Here is a 19,192-nt window from a genome sequence, read left to right as displayed (position 1 = left end):
ACCTACGCGACGACGTCCGGGAGCACCCGGTCCAGCACTCGTTCGGCGATACCGGCGATGGTGAGCGACGGATTGGCGGCCGCGCAATTGCCCGGTATCAGCGCACCGTCGACGACATACAGGTTGGGACAACCGAATACGCGGCCGTCGAGATCCGTCGCGAGTCCGATCGGCACGCCGCCAAGTGGGTGCGCGGTGAGCGAGATCTCCGGCACAAACGGGGCGCCATCGAACCGGGGCAGCGCGCTCGCCGACGCACCGACCCGTTCGTGCACGCGCAGTGCCGCGGCCAGCGAGTCCCGCCAGCTGTCCGGCGCGAACGACAGCGCCGGCTCGCCGTCGCGCATGGTCCAGGACGCCCGATTCTCCCAGTCGGCGGTGGTCGACAACTGCGCCAGAATCGGTGCCGACCCGGGCGGGCCGGGCAAGCCCACCGCCTCGACTCGGATCGGCGGGTGCTCCGCCTCGTCGTCGACCAGCGCGGAGCTGACGATCGCGCTGGCCTGCGGCCCGGCGGCGGTCAGATCGTCGGCGAATCGCCAGGTCATCTGGTCACCATTGTCGCCGACCATCGTGCCGAGGTGCTCGTTGAGATCGGGTAATCCACCGTCGGATCTCGACCGCAGCAGGAGCCGAGTGGTCCCGAGCGACCCGGCGGCGACGAAAAGGCTTTTACAGGTGTAGGTTTCGACGCCGCCGTCGTGATCGAGCGCTGCTACGTCGAGGACGAACCTGCCGTTCTCGTGCGCGATGTGGCGCACATCCCGCAGCGTCAGCATGCTCCAGTTAGGCCGTTCGGCCGCCCAGCGGAGGTAGTTGCGGGTCACGGACTTCTTGGCGGAGTTCCGGTTCCAGGAGCACGCCGCGGCGTCGACGGTCGGCGACCCGCCCGAGCGGTCGAACACCTGCCGCACGATGTCCCAGTCGAACGTGGAGCGCACCGGCCCGGTCGCGATCCCCGCGCGCGCCAGCTGCGCGTCAGCGGACCGCACGTGCGCGAAGGCGGCGCCGGCGAGCAGGTCAGCGGGCACGGTGCTCGCCCCTAGACGATCGAAAACTCTTGGCCAGTAGACCTTTTCGAGCTCGTCGTAGCTCAGCGCCGCCGGAAAGATCTTCTCGAAGTACCGGCGCACCGGCGCCACCGTGGCTCCGGCGTAGACGACGGACCCGCCGCCGACGCAGGCCGTGGTCGCGATACCGACCGAGCCCGCGAGATACGGCTGCACCAGTCCTGCCGTCTTGGTCAGCGCCGGATCCCACAGCCACCGCGGGTCGCGGTAGTCCAGGGCGGAGTCGTAAACGATCGCGTCGTCGCTCTGACACCAGGCGCGGCCACGCTCGAGGGTGAGGACATCGACTCCCGCCGAGGCCAGCCGGTAGGCCGCGATCGCGCCCCCGAACCCGCTGCCGATGACGATCGCGTCGTACCGGGACCGCGCCTGCCCTCGAGCCCGCGCGGGCGACAGGAGCGGCGCGCCCCACGCCGCCGCGGCGATCGCCACACCACTTTTCAGTACGGCGCGGCGCGTCGATGAGGATCCGTACATCGGGCTAATTCATGCCGGGTTTGTCGAAACCCAGATGATCGAACGTGATGTATCCGCCCGGATATACCCCGCTCGGCAGCAACGCGCGCAACTCGTCACTGCCTTCGGTTTTCACCGTGATGAGCGCGACCTGCACCGAACCCGACAGACCACCGAGACGCAGGCTGCGCATTTTCTTGATACCGCACGCCGGCGAGGGCTGCTCGAACGAGATCTGCTCCGGCATCTGAATGTAGCCGAGGAATTCCGGCAGACTCATATGAATATCGAAGAGCAAGGGTTTCGACGACACCGACACCGACCATCCGTCGCCGCCGGCGGTGAGCGTCTCCCCGATGCGCGGGGTGCCGACGAAGTCGGCGAGCGACTTGGGGAAACCCCAGTTGTTGCGCCCGTTCTTGGCGGTCTCCGGACTGTCCACCACCATGAACGGCGAATGCGCGAACATCCCCGGGTTACGCAACCGCGCGTAGGAGAGCATACCGGTGATCTCGTTGTACGGTCCCACAGGCGTATTCGAATACCTGGTGGCGAAGCCGTATTTCGCGAGCGGCAGCGCACCGTCGGCGACGTCCTTCGGCAGCAGGGACGGCCCGCCCAATCTGGGGGCCATCATCCAGATGACGAACCCGTCGGTCGAACTCAGATCCCACGATCCGCCGACGTCCGGCCCCTTCCGGATCTGCTGCCGCATCGAATCGGTCAGCCTCGCCTCCGGGATGGTCGAGGTGATCGACTCCCAGGCGTCGGATGCGCAATGCTCCGGCGCGGCGACCGCGGCGGGGCTCATGGTGATCGTCGTGAATCCGGCGAGTAGTACCGCTGCCAAGATATTCCAGCGCCTACGATTTCGATGCTTTACTTCAGCAGCCACCGAAAGTCCTTTCCCTCGGCAACGAACCGTAACAGCTCCGTCTTCCGAACGCAGTCCCGAAAACACATTGTTAGCTGACCTTGAAATACTTTTAAGGTCAGGCGCTTTCGACAAATACAGACAGTGAACCGGCGGCTGCGTAAACCTATATAGGACGTGATTCCGTCCGAGTTCAGGTCATTGCTGACGATCGCGCATCGACTGGTCCGTGCCCGCTACGGGGCGCGCCGACCTCGCCGACGCCCCGAAAGTGTCACGTATCGTGCCCGATTCGCCGGCGAACCTCCCGCACCAGCGGCGTCACGGCGAACATCTCCTCGGGGTCGCAGGCGTCCGGCAGCGCCCAGTACTCGAGTCTGTGCGCGATTCCCGGCGCCCGAGTGGCCGCCCACACCGCGACCAGAGTGTCGACCAACGGCTCAATCCGTTCGGGCAGACCACCCTCGGCCGACTCGAGCACCAGATCCAGCAGCCAGAAACTCAGCTCCCAATCCGCCTTGTTCGCGTTGAGCAACTCGACGAACTCACCGAGCCGCCGCGGATCAGCCACCTCAATCGGCCAATCCTGCATCCAGCTCTCCCTCGCCACGTTCGCCAGCCGCGCCACCCGCCCCGCCGAGCCCCTCCGTGGATAGATCACCCCACCGAACGTAACCGACGCGGCAATCCCCGGCGACGGGTTCACGGCCGGATGGATGCCAACGCCTCTCAGTGCCCGAGTTCGGCACGTCGCCAACGCAACTCGCGCTCCAACTGGTGCACGGGAGACCCCCGAAACGGCAGGGCGGCGTAATCGACGGCTGTGGCCGCTCGGAGTGCGACAGCGCGTGCCGCAACCGCGGCTCGCTCGGTGAGCCCGACCTCCGCGGCGAACGCCGCCCAGTCGCGGGAGCGTAACTTGCGGGTCCGGCCACAGATCGGCAGCGCCATCGAGTTGTCCCCGTAGACCAGAGTGCACGGTATGTCGAATATCGGTGCGATATCCCATTTCCCACCGGGCCCCTCGACCACACCGACGTTCTTCGCGTGTAGGTCACCGTTTCCGGTGAGCCAGGCAAAGAGAAACTGCAAGTAGAGGTTGCGACGGGCCACTATCGGAGCCTCAGCGATCCCCGCTAGTGCGTTGACCACAGTGACCGCATCGTGCTGATACTTCGACGCCGGAGGTAAGCCCAGCACCTGTGTCGCATCCTCGAATGCCAAGCGCCGCCACGACTGTCCCTCGCGTACCCGATCGAACCGCCGCACCAGCAGACCGGTGTCGCCAACACGGTCAGTTACCAGGTTCGCCTCGGCCACAGGGATTTTCATCAACCTCGCGGCCTTCAGATGCACGGCTTCGTTTTCCACCAGATGGGGGTACTCCGGTTGTGAGAGCTTGAGAATAAACCGCCCATACTGCGCAGAGAACGGCACACTGATCATCGACGCACTGGCCTTACGCTGCACTCCCGGCAGCGCATGGGTATCTATCTCGTCTACGAATCGCGCGAACTCGAGTTCAGCGGGCGAGTCTCCTTCAACCAGTGCCGGAATGTCGGCGAGTGGCTGATCAGCAGGAACGATCTGCACATCCCCGGGCACATCACTACCGACCGCCAGCAGCAAGCTCAGTTCATCGTTGACGCTGGTTTTGATGGCACGCCGCAACACCGTGAGCCGATGCCCCTCGGGCAGAAGACCTTCGAAGAATGGCGGCACCGCACCGGCGATGCTACGCACCGGGTCCGGGCCGAGCGGGAGCGTCGTGGCTACCGGCGTACCGTCGGCGAGATAGTCCTTCTCGTAACGAAATTCGATGCCACCATCCGGGGTCCGCGCCAACACAGCGGCATGCCGACCGGCCTTGTACACATCCGCTCGGGCAACCCGCCGAAACTCTTCGAGATCCGTCAACCGACCACACCCAGGGTGAGTCCGACCACGTCGGCCACCGTGGCGACAGTGGAAATGCTCGTCGAGCCACTGCCGTGTTCGATCTCGCGGACCGTACGAGTCGAGGTGCCCGCCAACTCCGCCAACTGCTCCTGCGTCAGCCGATGACGGCGGCGTGCCGCACGAATGGCATCTCCAATGCTCGCTACCCCGGCCATCGCATCACCTCCATTCATCGGCAATATTCTGCCGATACGGCGCAGACTCCACTAGGTTACCGCAATCCATCACGAAATCGGCGAAATACTGCCGATTCCTTACCGGTACACCCACACTGCGCGGCATGACAAGGGGAAATCGGCAGCATATTGCCGATACAGGCCTACGGTCCAGATGTGATCGATCCCCGCGACGACCTCGTGGCACCAAGCTGCCCGGTCAAGAGCTTCGGAGTGATGCGTACAGTCTCGGACCTGCTATACAGACGCTACCGCTGGACCGGGCGTGAGGGCACCTTGCACGGAGCAGGTAGATGCGCTGCTCGGAGACGCCCAGTGCGCCCGGTCCGAGCGCGTCGAAATCTCGCGTTCACGAATCGAGAAGTAGACGTTCGCACGGCGAGCGCGTGGAGAAGATCAAAGGGTGACGGGCCTTCTGGGTGGCGTCGCGGGCCTCGGCATTCCGGACGGGCCGCTGGAACTTCCCTGAATCGTCGGATTGCCGAGTCGCACTCCGTGTTCGCGGCCGCTCTACTCCGGTGGTGGTGGTTGACGGATGCCTGCCGATAGTGAACCGCCCGCGACGTCCGCGGCGATGCCGAGGGTTTCCTCGTACTCGGGGACTTCGAGATCCACGCTGTCCGAGGCGGATTCGTGGTCGTCGTGGGGTTGGGGCGGGCCCGGCGTGACGTCGGGCTGTTCCTCCGCCAGCCGTTCGGCCAGTGGACGTGGGTGAGCTTCTTCCCACTGGGTCATGCCGTATTCGGTCGCGCCGGACCACTGTTCGGGCGGGTCCATCCCCGCCTCCTGCGGATCGAGCCGCAATCGATCTTCGTCGAGGTCCTCGGCACTGCTGAGGGCCGCCGGGTCGGTCTCCACCGCGTCCGGGTCGCCGGTGTCCTGCGGAGGATCGTAGGTGTTGTCCGATTCGGTCATTGTGGCCTCCTTCCGCTACGCGACTTCCCGCGCTGCCGCGGGTGAAACGTACGCCCGGCGGGCGAGGAGGCGGACAATTCCGCGCAACGCGGCCGCTACGGTGAATCCGTGCGCGGCAGAAGCTATCGATTCAGAGTTGGTAGCTGTCGATGTCGGCGATGCCGTGCGCGGCACCACCGGCGGCGGTGAACGCGGTGAGGGCGTTGACCAGACCGTGCCGGTCGGCTTCGCGCATCTGCGCGACCACAGCGGCGATCTCCTCGCGGCGGCGTTGCGTGACGGCGGCGACGATCTCGCGGCCGCGAGCGGTCAACTCGACGATCAGTTCGCGGCGGGAATTCGGGTTGGGCTTGCGATCGATCAGGTCGGCGGCGACGAGACGGTCCACCATGCGGGTCGCCGTGGACGGACGCACGCCGAGAATGCCCGCGAGCGCAGCGACATTGGAGCGGCCGCGCGCCGAAAGGATGACCAGCGTGCGGAACTGCGGGATGGTGAGCGTGTCGTCGACGGAGGCGATCGACCGGGCCGACAGCGCGACGAGCAGTCGCGACGCCGTCAGCAGCGCCTCGGTGATCTCGTCGACCGATTCCTCGCTTCGGCGGCTCATCCATTCCCTTTGCTCGCGGTGAGCGCCAATTCTCCCATCCCGCGACCCGCCCGTGACGAATGACAGGTACAACCCGGATCGGCGCGCCATAAATATTGCACATGGCAACTGTTGCACAGTGCCTCTTTCCGGTAGGTTTTGCACTCGTGATGTCAGAGACGGCGCACGACTCCCGAGCGAAAGTTCGCACCTGGACAGCGGTGACCATGGTCGGCGTGGTCGTTGGCTATGTGGCGGTGCTGCTCGGCAATCCGCGGCACTTCTACACCGACGACACCGAGGCCCAGTACGGACCCATGTGGGTGATGATGGGCCGCTACCTGCGGGAGGGTCGCTTCCCCGCGCTGGTGCCTTGGGAGTGGATGTCGGGCAACTATTCACTGGAGGAAGCGGGTATCTACAACCCGCCACAGTTGCTCGTCGACGTGCTCGCCCCCTCGTTCGACAACCTCGCCGCCTACGCCACCGCGGTGAAACTGGTGTTCTCGATCATCGCCGCGCTCGGGGTGTTCCGGATCTGCCTGGCCTACGGCTCCCGGCCGCAGTGGGCGGCCGTGGCGGGTGTGGCCTTTCCGCTGAGCGGCTGGTTCCTGTTCTTCGACGAATCCAGTTGGGCCACTTCGTTGACCGGCACCGCGTGGATGGTGCACGCCTGGGCGTCGGCGGTGCGCTACACCCGGGGACGCAGCGGGCCGATTCCGACCGTTGTCTTTCTGTACCTGGCGATTTCGGTGCAGTACGTCTTCCCCGCGGTGGAAGCGGCATTGATGATCGTCGCGGTGGCGGCGGGTGAGGTGCTCTATCAACGACGTTGGGCACCGTCGATGCGGCTGCTGCTCGCCGCGGGCTGCGCGGGGCTGGCGGGCCTTGCGACCTACCTGCCGAGCCTGCTCGCCTCGCCGATCACCTGGCGCGGCGACGAACGCATCCTCAACGATCCGTTCCTCACCGTGCCGTGGTCGGAATCGCTCAATGCCAGTCTGCCGAGCACGGTTCCGGCGTTCACGGGGTGGTGGGGCTACGTCCAGCCGCTACCGATGGTCTACATCGCCTGGTTCCTCATCCCGGCCCTGGCCTTCATCGACTGGGGGGCGGCGCGGCGCTCGGCACGCGAACTCAGCGGGGTGACGCTGTTCGCGACCGCCGTGCTGATGTGGTGCGCGGGGCCCGGCCAGATCGGTCCGCTGCGCTGGCCGGCGCGGGTGCTGCCGATGGTGGCGATCGCGCTGCTGGTATTGGTGTGCGTATTGCTCAGCCGCCATGGAACTTTCGAGCAGTGGCGGCGTCGAGGGGTCGCTGCCGCGGTGCTCATCGGGCTGCTGTTCGTGCGCTCCTTCGCCGCAGGGCCGCACCAGGTGGTGTGGCATCTCGTCGCGGCCACGGCCGTCGCCGCGCTGGGGGCGGCGACGGTCTGGCTGATCCGGGCCAGGGGCGTGGCGATGGGCTGCGTGCTTGCCATCGTCGCCATGTTCCCGATCGCCTATTGGCAGGTGAGCGGCGCGCCGCCGACGCCACTGTCGTACGGATTCCCCGAACGGCGCTCGGCGATGAAGGCGGCGTTCCCCCGATTCGACGGTGTCACATTGCAACTCGCCGACCGTGGCTTGCTGCGGCCGGAGGACAAGTCGCTGTCGGGCGCCTACAGCTCGCTCGCGTTCGGCAACTATGCGAAGAACATGAACCTCGACTACGTGAACGCCTACACCCCGATCGGGCACGCGGCGTTCAGCGCACTGCTGTGCATGGGCTGGGACGGAAGCACCTGCCCTGATGCGTATCGTCGCGCCTTCGCGATCGAACCGACCACTGGCAAAACGATTGTCGACTTGATGAAGGTCGATCGTGTGGTCCTGCAACGCGCCCAGTATCCGGACATCGGCCGCACTCCCCCGCCGCCCGGCTGGCAGTGGGTCGACTATCCGGGGCACGAACGCTACATCTGGGTGCTCGAACACGCCGACGGGCTGCTGTCCACCCGCAACGGCTTGATCGCCGACGCGCAGGGCGTCACCGCGGTCTCCACCGAACGCACCAGCGTCACCAGCAGGATTCGCGTCTCCTCGGAGCACGGCGGCCGAGTCGTATTCGCGCGCCTGGCCTGGCCGGGGTACCAGGCGAGCATGGGCGGTCGCGACCTACCGGTGGACAAGCTCGCGGGAACCTTTGTCACCGTGAATATTCCGGCGGGCACCCAGAACGCCGAACTGGTCCTCACCTGGCGCCCCTCGGCCTGGCAGAGCTGCCTCGCCGCCGCGCTGGCCGGCCTCGCCGGAATGTGCTGGCTGCATTGGGCGTATCTGCGGCGACGGCGGCTCGACACCGGCGCACCGCTACCGGAACACCGCACCCCGGACGAACCCGAACACGAATTGATCGCTGTGCCTTAGGAGTAGAGATGACCATTGCCGATCTAGGCGCCCGGATACTGCGGACCCGCTGGGCTGTGCGCGCGCCGATCTGGTTGTACCGAGCGGGCCTCGGTTTTCTGTTCGGCGCACGGTTGTTGATGATTCAGCACGTCGGGCGGCGAAGTGGCGCGGCACGATTCGTGGTGCTCGAGGTCGTCGACCGGCCCGCGCCCGACCGCTACATCGTGGTCTCCGGCTTCGGCACGAAAGCCCAGTGGTATCGCAATATTCAGGCCAACCCGCAGGTGCACGTCTCCGCGGGCACCAAACGCGCGGTTCCCGCCACCGCCACGCCGCTGTCGGACACGGAATCGGCCGCCGCACTCGACCGCTACATCACCCACCACCCCCGCGCCTGGAAAAACCTGCGCGCCACCATCGAACAAGCCACCGGCGCCCCGGTCGACACCTTGCCCATGGTCGAGTTGGCGCTGCACGCCCGCTGATACCGCCGGATCAAAACCGTTAAGGCCGTGAGGGTTTCCAGCTGACGACCGGCACTGTCCGGGCAGTCGAGACACCACACCCCGCAGCCGCGCCACGCGCTGGTTTGAACGAGAACCGCTGCCGGGCCCGACCGATCGAGCCCGGCAGGAGCGCTTGCCGCAACACAAACCACGCCGAAGGCCTTTGGCGGCAAGGATTTCCATGCGTACCGCCGGCCCAAGCACCAGCACGACCGAGCAGGCGCCGCTCATTCCGGGCGGCGCACCACGCAGACCGATTGCCGGGCGTCGTAACGCGCCTGATCGAGGCAGCGGAAGTGCAGGGTCGCCATACGGCGGTTCGCGGAATCCAGGCAGTGGTAGAACACGGCATCGTCGTGCGGGTCGGCGTAATACCCCTCGTCCTTGTTCGCATCCTGGCAGAAGTCGACGCCGGACTCGAGCGGAACGACCGCGTACTGCCTGATCACCGCCTCCCGGCCCGCCGCATCGGGCAGATCAACCGCGGCCATGGTCGTCAGGGTGAACATCGCGACACCCAGGGACGGCAGCGCCGCGGTCGCGGTCGCGGCGACCAGCAGGCTCGCGCGGCACACGGGGGCGGTTCGGATCTTCACGGCAGTCCTATCTACCCCGATAACGAGGTGTCGACGGTTAGCTACTCCCCTGTATTCGGCCTCACGCACACCCTGGATCGGACTTCTCCGGGACGAAACCACGTGAACCGACCGATCACTTCGGTCTATCACGGGCCTCGATCCGGACCATTACCCCTATGCGGCAACAGAACACGGATTCGTTAGCCGAAAACTTCTGTGACGTGCCGCACAATCGGTTTACCAGCAAACTCCCTGCGTAGGTAACGGTTCGGCAACTACCGAGGGGGCCTTTCAAGATCTATCGCACCTTCCGTTTGGTTTTCGTTCACTGCGCGTTAACCATCTGTGACCATTCTGCGATCAGGTCAATAAGCGACCTGGAGTTTGGTTACACCGAGGAGTTGTTCACCCACATTCGGAAAACGACCGCAACGGCAAGCCCTATGCCTGCCGCGGTCGGCGGATCGGGATCCGGCAACGGACCCGCGAACCCAACCTTCCGCCACTTTCTCCGCATCGAGGATGCGGAGTCCCCCGCGACATCGCGGCCGGGCTCGCAGTGAGCGCCCCGGCATCGCCGCACTGAGCGCGTCGCGTTTTCGGGACCAAGACGTCCCGCACAACCAAAACCCACAAAAGCACATCAGCCCGTACCGGCGAGCGCCACCCCTGCGCGTCCCGCCTCGGATCCGTGCTGCCCACGCATGCCCGGATCGAAACCTGTCCCCGACAAAGGAACCGATTTCGCAATGCCTGACAGACGCTTTTCCACGCTCCGCCGCTCGTCGCTGCGCGAGGGCTTCACGGTCGCGATCGCCGCGGCCGGCATCGTCGCCGTAGCCGCCTCCTCCGCCGTCTCGGTGGCCGACGACAGCGTTCCGTCTCGCATCGCACTGGTCGCCGATCGGCACCAGGCCGCCGAGCCCGTCGCCGCGGCCATCCCGGCACCCATGCCCGCGCCGCTGCCCGCGCCCGAACCGGAGCCGATCCCGGCCCCGATGCCCGAGCCCACCTACCCGGACAACCTGGACGGCTGGATCCGCCAGGCGCTCGACATCATGGCGGCCAACGGCATCCCGGGCAGCTACGACGGCATCTTCCGCAACATCATGCGTGAGTCGACCGGTAACCCGCAGGCGATCAATCTGTGGGACTCCAACGCCGCCGCGGGCATCCCGTCCAAGGGCCTGCTCCAGGTGATCGATCCGACCTTCCGCGCCTACCACGTCGAAGGCACCTCCTGGGACATCTACGACCCGGTCGCCAACATCGCCGCCGCCTGCAACTACGCGGCGCGCACCTACGGCTCGATGGACAACGTCCACGGCGCCTACTGAGCCATCCGCACCGACGCCTCCTCGCACACCCGGCGGGGAGGCGTCGTCGGGTCCGCCCCAACCTGCGACTAGGGTCGTGCACACCCGACCCTATGGACTTCCGCGATGACCGATTACGCGCACAGCGACGCGGCGGCCAAGAGCCGCGCCGAAAAAGCCAAACGCCTCGCAGGCTATATCTGGCAGCGGGGCATCACCGGAGCGGAGTTGCTCGCGATGCCCGCGTCGACGCGCCGCAAGCTCGCCAGAGCCGCCGAGACCAACCCGCCGAGCACCGAGGAGACCTGGGGCACCGTCGCGGCGCTGCTCACCGACAAGGACGAATGGGCCGCGCGCCACCCGGACCATCCCGCCGCGCGACGCACGAAGACCGACGAGAAGCTGCTGTGGGTAAAGCCGCCCATTACGCCGTGGTCGTAGCGGAAACACTTGCCCTACAGCGGTTTCAGCATCCGCTCCGCGTGATTGGGTACGCTGGTGGCGTACCCGGCCGTCGAAGCTGACGTGAGGGAGACCGCCATGACCGAGCGCAAGCCGGCGAGCCTCGATTTCGAATCGTGGATCGACAAGCAGATCCGCGAGGCGAGCGAGCGCGGCGAATTCCAGAACCTGCCCGGTGCGGGCAAACCGATCCCGCACGGTAGTGACGACGAAAACTGGTGGATGAAGGGCTATCTCCGCAAAGAGGGGATCAGCGGCGAGGCGCTGCTGCCGCCGTCGATCCTGCTGCGCCGCGATGTCGAACGACTGCCGCAGACCGTGCGGGAGCTGCGGTCCGAGCAGGCCGTCCGGGAGACCGTGCGAGAACTCAACCGCCGCGTCGTCGACTGGCTGCGCATGCCGCACGGCCCGCACGTGCAGGTCGCGCCGGTCGATGCGGACAAGATCGTCGAGCAATGGCGGGCCGAACGCCGCAAGCCACAGCAGCCGACGCCGGCTCCCGCGCCGCGATCCGAGCGGCCCCGCGCCGGATGGTGGCGCCGGCTCTTCGGCCGCTAAGACAGCTGACGCGCCCCGAGCGAGGACTCCTCCGCCGCGGTGACAACCTTGTCCGAGAGTGCCTGAATCGCGTCTGCCTCAGTGGGATCGATGCAATCGATGAAGATCTCACGGACCAGCTGGACATGGTTCGGGGCAGCCCGCTCGAGCAGACTCCGACCGGCCGCGGTGAGCTGGACGCGCACGCCGCGCGCATCCTCGGCGACCGGCTGCCGATCGACGAGCCCACGCGCGGCCATGCGCGCCAGATGCTTGGACAGTCGACTCTTCTCCCAGCAGACCTCGGCCGCGAGGTCCTTGGCTCGCAAGCAGTCCCCCGGCGCGGCCGAGAGCGCGACCATCAGCTCATAGTCCGCGGCGGACACCCCGTCGTTGGCCAGACCCGCGGCCAATGCCGCATCCAGCCGCTGCCGCATGCGGACGTAGGCCGTCCAGGTCGCCTGCTCCTCATCACTGAGCCACTCCATGGGAATGAAGTCTAGACCCATTTGGTTGACATGGACACCAACCGCTCAGGAGGTCCCGATGCCAGCCATCACCGTCCCCGACATCATGGTGCTGCCGCGCCTGCCCCGGCCAACCGAGACCATGCGCAACCGGGCCGTGCGCAACGTGGTCAGCGCCCCCAAGCAGCGCGAAGGCGCCGGCTTCGAGGTGCGCAGGCCGTTCCCGAGCATCGACCTGCGCACCGCGGATCCGTTCATCCTGCTCGACCAGATGGGTCCGGTCGCCTACGAACCGCACGAGGCCAAGGGTGCGCCTTGGCATCCGCACCGCGGCTTCGAGACCGTCACCTACGTCATGGACGGCACCATGGTGCACCACGACTCCAACGGCGGCGGTGGCGTGATCGGCGAGGGCGACACCCAGTGGATGACCGCGGGCTCGGGCATCCTGCACGACGAGCTGCCCGCCGAGGAACTGGTCGTCGCCGGCGGCTGGTTCCACGGAATCCAGCTGTGGGTGAATCTGCCACGCGCGCTCAAATTCGCCGCGCCGCGCTATCAGGATCTGCGCGGCAGCGAGCTGACCCTGGTCACCTCGCACGACGGCGGCGCGCTGGTCCGGCTCATCGCGGGCTCGATCGGCGGCTTCGACGGCCCCGGCTCCACCTATACGCCCATCGCCTACGCACATGCCTCGCTCAGCCCCGGCGGACAACTGGAAACGGCTTGGCCGCAGCACTTCACGGCGATGGCCTACGTGCTGTCCGGCAGCGGCACCGTCGGCACGGAACGCAGGCCCGTACACGAGGGCCAATTGGCGGTATTCGGACAAGGTGACGCCATCACCGTGAGTGCCGATGCGGCGCAACATAATCGGAGCGGCGAACTGGAAATGTTGCTGCTCGGTGGCCAGCCGATCGGCGAACCCGTCGTGCAATACGGGCCATTCGTGATGAACAGCCGCGCCGAAATCATCCAGGCGATCGAGGACTACCAGGCCGGACGCATGGGAAACATCCCGGCGGAGCATCTGGCGGGGCGTCGGCTCGGCGAATGAGAGCGACAGCGCACCGATCCCCTAATGCCCTAGTTCTCCAGCGGCGCGGTTGACAAGAGGGCGAGCCGTCACAACAGTGGATGCGGCGTCCGGTCGGGCGCCTATCCATCGCAGCAACTATTTAGAGGAATACATGAACGTTCGTCGGCTTACCTTCAGCGCTGCCGTCGCGGGACTGACCCTACTTGCGGCGCCGACCGCAGGGGCGCAGCCGCCCTCTGGTTCCTCCGGAACCGGTTCGTCCGCCGTCGACACCGGCTCGGCCGCGACCGGTTCGGCCGGTCTGACGCAGACCGGTTCTGCGGGTGGCGCTTTCGCCAACTGCGAAGACGCCAAGGCCGCCGGCCGGGCGCCGCTCTTTCGCGGCGAGCCCGGCTATGGCCCGCATCTGGATCCGGACGGTGACGGGTTCGCCTGCCCCACGGTCTGAGACCTGCGAAAAGCGAACACCCGGTGTGACCTACACACCGGGTGTTCTGCTGTTCGGGACCTTTCGGCCGATCAGCGGAAAATCTTGAGCAGCACCAGCCCGACCACCAGCGCCGCGGCGCCGATCAGGCTGTACTTCACCTTGGGCTCGTTCAGCTTTCGCACCACGATCTGCTTGCTGTCGCTGGCGATCCGCTGCGGATCGGCGCGCACCGCGAGCTCGTCGAGCGTGCTCGCCAACCGTGTGCGCGCCGCCTCGATCTCCCGCTCGATCCGCTCGGTGTCCTTTGCCACGTTCCGGCCTCCTGTATTCGGTCTGCGCCAAGGCTCGAATCGCGGTGCGTATTCGGCCGTCGCGGGTCGTCCTCAGCTCCCGGACGAGTCTATCGGTCCGGCCGCGGCGCACTCGAGCGCGCGGTGCTCCTGTCGGTCCCGACAAGTGTCGCGGTGGTCCGGACCCGCTCGCCCTGTCGGTATCGACAGACTGGTTCTGTCTGTCCGCGGACTGTCCGAGCCTTCGATTACCGTGCAGGACGTGACCGACAACCAACGACTCTCCCCCGGCGATGCCGCCCCCGATTTCACGCTGCCCGACGCCGACGGCAAGGACGTGTCGCTCGCCGACTACCGCGGCCGCAAGGTGATCGTGTACTTCTACCCCGCCGCGAGCACCCCCGGCTGCACCAAGCAGGCCTGCGACTTCCGCGACAGCCTCGCCGAACTCGACGGCGCGGGCATCGCCGTGCTCGGCATCTCGCCGGACAAGCCCGCGAAGCTGGCCAAGTTCCGTGACGCCGAGCAGCTGACCTTCCCGCTGCTCTCGGATCCGGACAAGTCCGTGCTCACCGCGTGGGGCGCGTTCGGCGAGAAGACCATGTACGGCAAGACCGTCACCGGCGTCATCCGCTCGACCTTCCTGGTCGACGAGAACGGCAAGATCGAGGTCGCGCAGTACAACGTGCGCGCGACCGGCCACGTCGCCAAACTGCGCCGCGACCTGTCGGTCTAGGACCCCGCTCGCCCCGCCGAGCGCCCGCCCGAGCCGACCGCGAAATCGCCGACGCCCCAACACACGTCGACCTCCACCGCCCCCGGCACGAGTCAACCCCGCATCAGCGCGGCAAAGCGTCACCGGTCGAGTACCCGGCCCAGCACACCCGGGTACTCGACCACGGGCTCAACCGCCGCAATGGGGTATCAGCTGCACGCACAGCTCTCGAACATCCACGGTCAATTGTCGCCGGCAAACAGCGGTTTCACCCTATAGCAACTTTGCAGCTATCCGATCGTTCGGTGCTGTGGTTTCGATATCGGCCGCAGGCCGGAGGGCATGCGCGGTCGCGCCTTGGGATCTCGGCCGGCCGGCGAGCGATATCGGCCACCCACTGCATCACATGGGCAGTGCCGTCACTCGGTACAGCTCAGCTGCGGTTAGCCGGTCACCGCGTCCGCGACAGCGCCCTCGGACAACGACACCCCGGTTTGCGCAGCCAACGTACCCACAGATCGGCTGCCCCGGCTGTCACCCACGTGCAAACGAAAAGGTCCGGAGCTGGAGGAGGCACCGGACCTTTTCGTCTTGGGGGTGATCGGCTGGTTAGACGGAGGAGATTTGTTGGGCCGCCCACTGCAGCATCATGCGGAAGTGGTTGTCCCACCAGGTGTAGGACTCCGGGGTGAAGGCGGGCGGGGGTGGCGTCTCGCCGGGGAAGAGCAGGGCGCCGTTCGGGGCGCCGACCTTGTTGGTGCCTGCGAGCGTGCCCGAGCCGGAGGTGAGCGGGGTGCTCGGGTTGGCTTCGGCCTCGTGCGCCGATTCGTCGGCGACCAGCGGTTCCGGATGCTCGAGCCGGCTGCCCCAGCGCTGTGTGGTGTAGTCCGGCCGGATGTCCGCGGGATCGATGGTGACCACCGTCAGATCCGGGACATGGGCGGCGACCGGCATGCGGCGATCGAGCACCGGACCGTCGCCACCGCGACCCTCGCCGCTCGTATCGCCCGGCCCGCCGGAGACCAGTTTGGACTCGGCGGTGACGTGCGCGTCCTTGACGACCGAACCCGGCAGCGTGCGCGCGGAACCGCCCGCGACGTAAACCCCGCCTACCACGAGACCGCCCGCGAGCACGCTGGCCGCCGCGAATACCGCCGTGCCGCCGCGCACCCGCCGCCCCTGCTCCGGCTCGAGGTCGAAACCGTCCAGGTCGGCCATCGCGTACAGCGCCGCGCCCGCGGCCGAGGCCGCCGCGGCCGTCTTGCACGGAATGACCGGCGCACCGAAACCGTCCACGGCCGCGACGACCGCGGGCTGGTCCGCGGCCGAACCGATCAGCACCACCGCGTCGGGCCGCACCGCGGCCGCCTCGAACTGATCCCAGGCGGCCGTGACCGCGACGCCCATCGCCTCGGCGCTCGCACCACCGGACTGGCTGCTCGCCGCGAGGACCCGGGTCCGCTCACGATTGACCAGGGTGAAGGCCTGGTACCCCGGGACAACCTCGCAGATCAGCAGGTCGTCGAACTCATCGAGCCAGGTCATCACGGCGGCCACGCTGAGATGGGCCGATTTCGACGACACCAGCGAGGCCGTGTGCCACTGCCCGCTCGCCAGCCTCGTGACGATCGCGCGCCGCTCGGCCGCGTCCCGGTAGGTGACCGCGGCACCGGCGATCTCGTGGTCGGGTCCGAGCTCGGCGGCGAGTTCGTCCATCGCCGTCTCGACCGCCGCGGCCAGTTCGGCCTTGCTGTCGCCGTGCGTGCGCCGCACCCGGTGCAGCAGCACGCGCTCGGGTAGCCGGGCGCCGGTATCGGCGAAGGCTACCGCGTGCACGGCGCCACGTTCGGTGGAGACGCCGAGAGTTACCACTGATCGAGCTACCACTGATCGCGCCTTCCTGATCCTTTCGCGCGTCCGCAGCCACGCGCGCTCGGTATGTGTTCGGCGCCGAATTCGATCCGGATGGGTGGTGAATTCAGACAGAAGAGGAACACGCAGATGCCCGGCGCGTGTCGTGCGAGTGTCCCTACCGTTAGCCTGGTTACGTGGAAGTACGCGCGGAGGCCAGGTCGAAACAACGGCTGGACCCTGCGTTGGAGCTGCAGGACGACCCACAGGAGCTCATGCCGCGGCGCCGGCCGACGCAGGAACGCAGCAAGCGGAAGTTCGACGCGCTCTTGCAGGCGTCCAGAGAACTGCTGGTAGAGGTGGGATTCGAATCGTTCACCTGTGAAGAGGTCGCGGCACGGGCCGAGGTGCCCATCGGCACGCTGTACCAGTTCTTCGCCAACAAGTACGTGATCGTCTGCGAGCTGAATCGGCAGGATCTCGTTGCGGTTTCGCGCGAGCTCGCCGACTTCCACGGCGAGATCCCGTCGCTGGACTGGCTGCGGCACATGAACCAGTTCGTCGATCACATGGCGAACCTGTGGATGACCGACCCGTCCCGGCGCGAGGTGTGGCTCGCGATGCAGTCCACCCCGTCGACCCGGGCCACCGGCGCGATCCACGAGAAGGAATTCGCCGAGGTCGTCGCGCAGATGCTGCGCCCGCTCACGCCGCGCACCCCGCGTGCGAGGCGCACCATGATGGCCGAGGTCCTGGTGCACGTCGTCTACTCGATGCTGAACTTCTCGGTCCAGGACGAGCAGAGCAACGCGGAGGCGGTGTCCGAGCTCAAGCGGCTGATGGTCGCGTATCTGCTGGTCGCGGAGAAAGAATCGCGATCGGCCAGCCAGCGCTGACCCGTCGGCGGGCGTGATTGATCGAGCCGTGCGCCGGCGCACCCTTTGTCGTAGAGCCGAAAGAGAGTTACCCTCCAGTTAATGGCGACTAGTCCGGCACCCGCGGACCGCCGCGCCCTGCTGGCTCGGCTGCTCACGCATGCCACCGATCTGACCACGACGGCGATAGAGCGCATGCGCGTCGAGGTGCCCTCTTACGGGCGGCTGGACACCGAGATGATCCTGCCGACCGCGCTCAGCACCGTCGAACAGGTGCTGCGCACCCTCGCCACGAACAGCGAGCTGACCGACGCCGAGCTGGCCGTGTTCACCGAGCATGGCAAAACGCGTGCTCGGCAAGGGATTCCGGTGCACGAGATGTTCAACGGCTGGCGTTTCGCGGTTCGGGTCGCCACCGACGAGACCATCACCATGGGCCGCAAGTTCGGCCTCACCGACCGGCAGCTGCTCGACCTGGCCAATGACATTCTCGCCGTGACCGATTCGGCGATTCTCGCGGTCGCGCGCGGGCACCTGGAGGTGGAGTTCCAGCAGAGCCTGCATGCCCAGCAGCACCGGTCCGACCTGGTGCGCGGGATCCTGTTCGGCACGCTCCCGGCCTCCGAGATCCGGGTGCAGGCAGAGCGTTACGGCCTCGACTCGTTCCGCGTCTACCACGCGGTGCGGGCCCGGCCCAACGCCACCATGCCCGCGGACGCGTTGGCCAGGGCGCTCGAGCCCGAGGGCGATCGGCCGCACGCCCTGTTCGCGGTGATCGACGGTGATATCGCCGGAATCGTCGACGCGGCACCGACCGTCGAGCTCCCGACCGCGGTCGGGATCGGCCCGGCCGCGCGGCTGGATCGGATGGAGCCGTCGTTCCTGCGCGCCACCCGTGCGATGGCGACCGCGGTCGCCTTCGAGCTCACCGGCATGCACACCCTGGCCGACCTCGGGTTGTTGCCCGCGGTGCTGGCCGACAGCGAGGTGGGTGAGGAACTCGATCGGCGCTACCTGGTGCCGCTCGGCGAGAGCGAAAGCGCCGCAACCCTGCTCGACACCGCACAGCACTACCTGAGCAATGGCATGCGGGTCGACCACACCGCGAAAGAGCTGGGCCTGCACACCAATACGGTGCGCTACCGACTACGTCGCTTCCAGGACCTGGTCGGGATCGATCTCGCCGATCCCGACCGTGCCCTCGAAGCGTGGTGGGCGATGCAGCGCAGACGGCTGCGCCGCACCCACCGGGATTAGTCTCAGCTCTGGCCTTCGCGGCCCGCGATCAAATCCGCTAACTCACCGGGGTCTTCCAGCACCACCATCGCGGCCGCCATGTCGCCGTCGTGCGTGAGCGACAGGTGAACCCGTGCGCGCGGCAGGAATTCGGCGGCCAGGCCGTGCAGCTTGATGCTCGGCCTGCCCCACGCGTCGTTGACCACTTCGATCAGCGGGTAAGGGTTGTCACCGATCTGCGGGCGACGCGCGAACCGAGACGATGCCCACGCCTTGAGCACCGCCTCCTTCGCCGCCCACCGGGCCGCATAGCTGCGGGCCGGATCGGTCCCCTTGCTCTGACAGTAACGCCGCTCGCCCGCGGTGAAACTTTCCCGGAGCATGGTGGTTCCGGCACGTTCGAGCTGTTCGGCGAACTCGGAGACAGTCACCAAGTCCAAGCCGATACCGAGGATCGTCAT

At 67.0% G+C, this 19,192-nt stretch carries 22 protein-coding genes; 10 read left to right on the top strand and 12 right to left on the bottom strand.

Annotation, left to right across the window (positions count from 1 at the left end; all coding sequences use genetic code 11):
- Nucleotides 1-2: 2 nt before the first annotated feature.
- The 7 genes from F5X71_RS07720 to F5X71_RS07690 form a co-directional block, all read right to left on the bottom strand.
- Nucleotides 3-1,502: a GMC oxidoreductase gene (locus F5X71_RS07720; RefSeq protein WP_167461317.1), complete on the bottom strand. Its 1,500-nt coding sequence runs from the start codon at nt 1,500-1,502 to the stop codon at nt 3-5.
- A 49-nt stretch (nt 1,503-1,551) separates the two neighbouring features.
- Complete coding sequence (locus tag F5X71_RS07715) at nt 1,552-2,376, bottom strand: acetoacetate decarboxylase family protein (RefSeq protein WP_167461316.1); 825 nt, start codon at nt 2,374-2,376, stop codon at nt 1,552-1,554.
- Nucleotides 2,377-2,674: 298 nt separating this feature from the next.
- Nucleotides 2,675-3,061 carry a hypothetical protein gene (locus F5X71_RS07710; protein WP_167461315.1) on the bottom strand — a complete coding sequence of 129 codons (387 nt, stop codon included), beginning with the start codon at nt 3,059-3,061 and terminating at the stop codon, nt 2,675-2,677.
- Nucleotides 3,062-3,129: 68 nt separating this feature from the next.
- A complete protein-coding gene (locus F5X71_RS07705; protein ID WP_167461314.1) occupies nt 3,130-4,317 on the bottom strand; it encodes a type II toxin-antitoxin system HipA family toxin in 1,188 nt (395 codons plus the stop codon).
- The gene (locus tag F5X71_RS07700; protein WP_203218271.1) at nt 4,314-4,532 is read right to left on the bottom strand and encodes a helix-turn-helix transcriptional regulator; all 219 of its coding nucleotides are present in this window, start codon (nt 4,530-4,532) and stop codon (nt 4,314-4,316) included. Before F5X71_RS07700 ends, F5X71_RS07705 begins: the two co-directional genes overlap by 4 nt.
- Before the next feature lie 513 nt (nt 4,533-5,045).
- Nucleotides 5,046-5,450 (bottom strand): hypothetical protein, encoded by a 405-nt coding sequence (locus tag F5X71_RS07695; protein ID WP_167461313.1) that lies wholly within the window; start codon nt 5,448-5,450, stop codon nt 5,046-5,048.
- Between the two features lie 130 nt (nt 5,451-5,580).
- Nucleotides 5,581-6,060, bottom strand: coding sequence for a MarR family winged helix-turn-helix transcriptional regulator (locus F5X71_RS07690; protein ID WP_167461312.1), 480 nt, complete (start codon nt 6,058-6,060; stop codon nt 5,581-5,583).
- Nucleotides 6,061-6,209: 149 nt separating this feature from the next.
- On the opposite strand from F5X71_RS07690, the gene F5X71_RS07685 reads away from it, so the two are divergent.
- Both F5X71_RS07685 and F5X71_RS07680 read left to right on the top strand, forming a co-directional pair.
- On the top strand, nt 6,210-8,447 hold the full coding sequence (locus F5X71_RS07685; RefSeq protein ID WP_167466302.1) for a hypothetical protein: 2,238 nt from the start codon (nt 6,210-6,212) through the stop codon (nt 8,445-8,447).
- A gap of 8 nt (nt 8,448-8,455) precedes the next feature.
- Nucleotides 8,456-8,914: a nitroreductase family deazaflavin-dependent oxidoreductase gene (locus F5X71_RS07680; RefSeq protein ID WP_167461311.1), complete on the top strand. Its 459-nt coding sequence runs from the start codon at nt 8,456-8,458 to the stop codon at nt 8,912-8,914.
- A gap of 248 nt (nt 8,915-9,162) precedes the next feature.
- Here the strand turns inward: F5X71_RS07680 and F5X71_RS07675 are convergent, their stop codons facing one another.
- On the bottom strand, nt 9,163-9,531 hold the full coding sequence (locus F5X71_RS07675) for a hypothetical protein (protein ID WP_167461310.1): 369 nt from the start codon (nt 9,529-9,531) through the stop codon (nt 9,163-9,165).
- Between the two features lie 731 nt (nt 9,532-10,262).
- Between F5X71_RS07675 and F5X71_RS07670 the strand changes: the two genes are divergently transcribed.
- The 3 genes from F5X71_RS07670 to F5X71_RS07660 all read left to right on the top strand — a co-directional run bounded on the left by F5X71_RS07670 (nt 10,263) and on the right by F5X71_RS07660 (nt 11,849).
- Nucleotides 10,263-10,850, top strand: a complete 588-nt coding sequence (locus F5X71_RS07670) for a transglycosylase SLT domain-containing protein (protein WP_167461309.1) — start codon at nt 10,263-10,265, stop codon at nt 10,848-10,850.
- Nucleotides 10,851-10,955: 105 nt separating this feature from the next.
- Nucleotides 10,956-11,270, top strand: a complete 315-nt coding sequence (locus F5X71_RS07665; protein ID WP_167461308.1) for a hypothetical protein — start codon at nt 10,956-10,958, stop codon at nt 11,268-11,270.
- 99 nt (nt 11,271-11,369) lie between these two features.
- Nucleotides 11,370-11,849, top strand: a complete 480-nt coding sequence (locus tag F5X71_RS07660; RefSeq protein WP_167466301.1) for a DUF1992 domain-containing protein — start codon at nt 11,370-11,372, stop codon at nt 11,847-11,849.
- Here F5X71_RS07660 and F5X71_RS07655 read toward each other — a convergent pair.
- On the bottom strand, nt 11,846-12,316 hold the full coding sequence (locus tag F5X71_RS07655) for a MarR family winged helix-turn-helix transcriptional regulator (protein WP_167461307.1): 471 nt from the start codon (nt 12,314-12,316) through the stop codon (nt 11,846-11,848). The genes F5X71_RS07660 and F5X71_RS07655 overlap by 4 nt on opposite strands.
- A gap of 58 nt (nt 12,317-12,374) precedes the next feature.
- Here F5X71_RS07655 and F5X71_RS07650 point away from each other — a divergent pair, with 58 nt between their 5' ends.
- Together F5X71_RS07650 and F5X71_RS07645 are read left to right on the top strand one after the other, a co-directional pair.
- Nucleotides 12,375-13,352: a pirin family protein gene (locus F5X71_RS07650; protein ID WP_167461306.1), complete on the top strand. Its 978-nt coding sequence runs from the start codon at nt 12,375-12,377 to the stop codon at nt 13,350-13,352.
- 133 nt (nt 13,353-13,485) lie between these two features.
- Entirely contained in the window at nt 13,486-13,782 is a 297-nt protein-coding gene (locus tag F5X71_RS07645; protein WP_014982373.1) for an excalibur calcium-binding domain-containing protein, read from the top strand.
- A gap of 71 nt (nt 13,783-13,853) precedes the next feature.
- On the opposite strand, the gene F5X71_RS07640 is transcribed toward F5X71_RS07645, so the two are convergent.
- Nucleotides 13,854-14,075 carry a DUF3618 domain-containing protein gene (locus F5X71_RS07640; protein WP_167461305.1) on the bottom strand — a complete coding sequence of 74 codons (222 nt, stop codon included), beginning with the start codon at nt 14,073-14,075 and terminating at the stop codon, nt 13,854-13,856.
- 241 nt (nt 14,076-14,316) lie between these two features.
- On the opposite strand from F5X71_RS07640, the gene bcp reads away from it, so the two are divergent.
- Nucleotides 14,317-14,790, top strand: a complete 474-nt coding sequence (bcp, locus tag F5X71_RS07635; RefSeq protein WP_167461304.1) for a thioredoxin-dependent thiol peroxidase — start codon at nt 14,317-14,319, stop codon at nt 14,788-14,790.
- A 588-nt stretch (nt 14,791-15,378) separates the two neighbouring features.
- Here the strand turns inward: bcp and F5X71_RS07630 are convergent.
- Nucleotides 15,379-16,656, bottom strand: coding sequence for a hypothetical protein (locus F5X71_RS07630; protein ID WP_167461303.1), 1,278 nt, complete (start codon nt 16,654-16,656; stop codon nt 15,379-15,381).
- 239 nt (nt 16,657-16,895) lie between these two features.
- On the opposite strand from F5X71_RS07630, the gene F5X71_RS07625 reads away from it, so the two are divergent.
- A complete protein-coding gene (locus F5X71_RS07625) occupies nt 16,896-17,516 on the top strand; it encodes a TetR/AcrR family transcriptional regulator (RefSeq protein ID WP_226887505.1) in 621 nt (206 codons plus the stop codon).
- 81 nt (nt 17,517-17,597) lie between these two features.
- Nucleotides 17,598-18,752 carry a PucR family transcriptional regulator gene (locus tag F5X71_RS07620; RefSeq protein ID WP_167461302.1) on the top strand — a complete coding sequence of 385 codons (1,155 nt, stop codon included), beginning with the start codon at nt 17,598-17,600 and terminating at the stop codon, nt 18,750-18,752.
- Nucleotides 18,753-18,754: 2 nt separating this feature from the next.
- Here the strand turns inward: F5X71_RS07620 and acpS are convergent, their stop codons facing one another.
- Nucleotides 18,755-19,192 carry a holo-ACP synthase AcpS gene (gene acpS, locus F5X71_RS07615; RefSeq protein ID WP_167461301.1) on the bottom strand — a complete coding sequence of 146 codons (438 nt, stop codon included), beginning with the start codon at nt 19,190-19,192 and terminating at the stop codon, nt 18,755-18,757.

Origin of the sequence: Nocardia brasiliensis, assembly GCF_011801125.1 — a bacterium.
Taxonomy (GTDB): Bacteria; Actinomycetota; Actinomycetes; order Mycobacteriales; family Mycobacteriaceae; genus Nocardia; species Nocardia brasiliensis_C.
Note: the sequence above shows the minus strand (reverse complement) of the source record. Positions and strands in the feature narration are given on the sequence as shown.